The sequence below is a fragment of the Chamaesiphon sp. OTE_75_metabat_556 genome, assembly GCF_031378165.1.
Classification (GTDB): domain Bacteria; phylum Cyanobacteriota; class Cyanobacteriia; order Cyanobacteriales; family Chamaesiphonaceae; genus Chamaesiphon.
This window is the reverse complement of record NZ_JANNDR010000352.1, coordinates 1-3,873: the sequence shown is the minus strand read 5'-3', so window position 1 is coordinate 3,873 and position 3,873 is coordinate 1. Positions and strand designations below refer to the sequence as shown.

3 protein-coding genes are annotated in these 3,873 nt (G+C 48.5%); 1 reads left to right on the top strand and 2 read right to left on the bottom strand.

Going from position 1 to position 3,873, the window contains the following annotated elements:
- On the bottom strand, nucleotides 1-1,617 hold a 1,617-nt coding region (gene carB / locus RMO27_RS14325; RefSeq protein ID WP_309733640.1), incomplete at its 3' end, for a carbamoyl-phosphate synthase large subunit.
- A gap of 431 nt (nucleotides 1,618-2,048) precedes the next feature.
- Here carB and RMO27_RS14320 point away from each other — a divergent pair.
- The gene (locus RMO27_RS14320) at nucleotides 2,049-2,591 is read left to right on the top strand and encodes a hypothetical protein (protein WP_309733638.1); all 543 of its coding nucleotides are present in this window, start codon (nucleotides 2,049-2,051) and stop codon (nucleotides 2,589-2,591) included.
- Nucleotides 2,592-2,834: 243 nt separating this feature from the next.
- On the opposite strand, the gene RMO27_RS14315 is transcribed toward RMO27_RS14320, so the two are convergent.
- Nucleotides 2,835-3,873, bottom strand: a 1,039-nt coding sequence (locus RMO27_RS14315) for an ATP-binding protein (protein WP_309733636.1), incomplete at its 5' end; no start/stop codon positions are given.

Genomic DNA, 3,873 nt, shown 5'->3' with positions numbered 1-3,873 from the left:
CGTTTCCGCAGCAAATTCGGCAGCGCAGGTATCGACTAATTTATAAGCGGGGACGACACCGAGATCTTTGCGATGTTTGCGAACGCTATCTTCAGTGGTTTTGGTGGCATAAGCAATCTGGCGATCGCTAAAGCCCTGACGTTTGACATCCCACAATTGGGTTTTGGTAAGGTCGGTTAATTGTTGGGTTTTGAGGAAAGATTCAGTTGTTAAAATATCCTGAAATTTGTCTAAAAACCACGGATCGACACCAGTCAGATCGTAGATATCCTCCAGTGACATCTTCAATTGCATCGCATGGCGGATGCTAAAGATCCGATCGGGGGTTGGCGTCCGCAGCAGCGACCGGACTTGCTCGATCGAGGGTAAAGCTTCATCCCGATCGCAACCCCAGCCAAAGCGACCGATTTCGAGCGATCGCAGGGCTTTTTGAAACGATTCTTGAAAAGTACGGCCGATCGCCATTGCTTCACCGACAGACTTCATTTGAGTGGTTAGCGTCTGGGAAGAGCCAGGGAATTTTTCAAAGGCGAAGCGGGGAATTTTGGTAACGACATAATCGATCGTCGGCTCGAAGGAAGCTGGTGTTTTTTTGGTAATATCGTTGGGAATTTCGTCTAAGGTATAACCCACCGCTAACTTCGCTGCAAATTTGGCGATCGGGAATCCCGTTGCTTTAGACGCCAATGCCGACGAGCGACTGACGCGGGGATTCATTTCGATGACGATATATTCGCCCGTGTCGGGATGTACTGCAAACTGAATATTCGAGCCACCTGTTTCGACGCCGATCTCCCGAATGATTTTAATCGACGCATCGCGTAACCGCTGATACTCCTTGTCCGTCAGCGTTTGCGCGGGCGCGACTGTAATCGAATCCCCCGTATGAATCCCCATCGGATCGATATTCTCGATCGAGCAAATAATCACGACGTTATCTGCCAGATCCCGCATCACCTCTAGCTCATACTCTTTCCAACCCAGCAAAGATTTCTCGACCAAAATCTGATCGACAGGCGAAGCTTCGAGTCCGGTATGGACGATCGCTTCAAATTCTTCTTGATTGTAAGCAATTCCCCCTCCGGCTCCACCCAGGGTGTAGGCGGGACGCACGATCAGCGGGAAGTTGCCGATCTGTTTACCGACTTCCCGTGCCTCTGCGAGGCTAGTAGCGATGCCTGATGGACAAACTGGTACACCGATCCGGGCCATCGCTTCTTTAAATAACAGCCGATCTTCGGCCATTTCGATCGCGGGTAGTTTTGCACCGATCAGTTCGACGTTATATTTTGCCAAAATGCCAGATTTGGCCAAGCTCACGGCGATATTCAGGGCTGTCTGTCCTCCCATCGTCGGCAGGAGTGCGTCGGGACGTTCCCGCTCGATCACACTAGCTACTAATTCTGACGTCAACGGTTCGATATAAGTGCGATCGGCCGTGTCGGGGTCGGTCATAATCGTCGCCGGATTGGAGTTGACCAAAATGACGTAGTAACCTTCCTCTCGCAACGCTTTACAAGCCTGAGTGCCAGAATAGTCAAATTCACACCCTTGTCCGATCGCGATCGGGCCAGAACCTAAGAGTAAGATTTTGTGTATGTCAGTCCGGCGAGGCATAAGGTATGGGGGTAGAGGGTATTAGAGGGTAGGGAGTAGAGGGTTGGGGCAATTATGAATTCCGATCTATTTTACGGGGTTTGGGGTACTTCGTGCGATCGGTTTCAACCTTTAGCACTGCGATCTCCGTTGGTTGGTTGAGGCCAGATTAACCAATCCCGCAATCTTTCGACTCGATCGTTTAAGTTTGCAAAAAGTTATAGTAATCCGCCCAAATAGGGAACTATAGCAGGGGGATGATCACTAGGAGAAACTACGATCGCTGCTAGCGATCGGTTCTAGCTGTGCTGCATCTCCAATTAGCTTTACCACTGCATCTACCTACTGACACTTCAAATTTGGATCTGGCGGACGCTGCCGATCGCCCTAACCAAATTCTTGTTTACCGCGATCTTCGCTACTTGCTGCTCTCTACCCCCTGCACCTAATTTATGACAACTCTCAACCAAGAATTCGATCGTTTGGCACAATCTGTCAACCAAACTCTATCTATTCATCAGCAACAATTGCAACTGCAACAAGCGCAAATTAAGTCGCTGACGCAACTATTGCATTCGTGCCGGAATAGTAGCGGTCTAGATGCCCATTGTCTGAGTGCGATGGAACGGTTAACAACGTTACTCGATCGGCATCAGCACGAAAACGAGCGCATTTGTGGGTTACTCGACAGCACATTAATCCAAGCTAAAGATGCGCGGGATTTGACCATTAATCCCAGTGGCGAACTGGCTACCACTCTCAAATTGGAATTGGCCGAACTCGCCCAGCGGTTGGGTGTCGATCGGCTCAAGCTCTCCACCGCCAGTCATACACTCAAGCTGTGGTCGAAAATGATGACCGCACATCCCGACCCCGACGGTTATCAATGGCAGGTTCCTAGCTCTAAGCGCGGTTTGGGCTTTTACCATCAGACGCGGCTCCAGATTGTTGGTACCAAAACTGTTAGTTTAACTACTGGTTCGCCGCTGAATTAATCTGGGAAAGCGGGAAGCGGGGAGGCTTAGATTCCAGGATACTCACAAGCGGCGTTTTTATGCGGGGGTTCCCCCCGCATAAAAAAACGACAAGACAGCGACTGAAATCACGCGGAGGTTTCCTCCGCATGTGTTTCAGTCAAGACAGGAGCACCCCTACAGATTAATTGTGTAGGGGTGCCCATTGTGGGTACCCTCAGATCTCTGCTTTTACTTTCGATCCGCAACGCTCGATGCGATCGATTATTTACTAAGTAATTTAGTAATCTTACGTAGCAGTTGTTCGGGGTTGACTGGCTTCCACAAATAATCATCGACATATTGCTGACTAGTCGGGCTGATTTTATCCTCTTTTGTGGCCAGTGCGAGCATCTTCAGCTCCCCAATCGTCGTTGATTTGCGGATATTGTCGATCGCCCGATCGACTGTTGTCGCATCGAGTGCCAGATCGATAATCAACAGATCTGGTTTGAACATCGAGATTTGGCGGAATGAAGATTCGGCCGATAAAAACCAGGTGACTTGATATCTGGCTGCTGTCAGCACATCACAGATGAAATTAGCTAAATCTTCATCTTGTTCGATCAAGATCACCCGATTGGGAATGGGATTGAGTTCGGGATCTTGAAAAACCAGACTTCGATCCATTTCCTGCCAATCATTACGCTCAGGTACTTGGAGTGGTTGCGATGCCAACCTGACTGTGAACGTCGAACCAGAACCGACGATCGAATCAACTTCGATCGACCCCCCGTGCAGTTCGACTAATTGTTGAGTAATTGCCAGTCCTAAACCCATCCCCCCATAATCGCGATCGAAGGTGCGATCGAGTTGGTGAAACTTCTTAAATAGGCGGGGAATTTGGTCTTCTTCGATCCCGATCCCGCTATCTTCAACTTCAAAGACGGCATAGCCATCTTCCATCCAGGTACGAATGACGATCGTCCCACCTTCTGGTGTGAATTTAATCGCGTTAGTCAGAATATTTAATAAGATTTGTCGTACCCGTTTGGTGTCGCCTCTAAACCGCAATTCTCGACTATTAATCTGCGGATCGACATTCTCAATAATTTGCAATTCCAAATCGATCTTGCGATATTCGGCCTTAGATTTAACAATTTCGACTACTTGTTCTACTAGCTTGGTGGGTGAAAATTCGCTAATTTTCAGGAAAGTCTTGCCAACTTCTAGCTTATAAAAATCTAAGATGTCGTCAATTAATTCCGAGAGGTGTTCGCCACTATTGTGAATGATCTGGAGATAATTTTGTTGGCGATCTGTT

Excerpts from the sequence above, each read along its gene's own strand:
- RMO27_RS14320 (WP_309733638.1), top strand. The coding sequence starts at position 2,049 with ATGACAACTCTCAACCAAGAATTCGATCGTTTGGCACAATCTGTCAAC.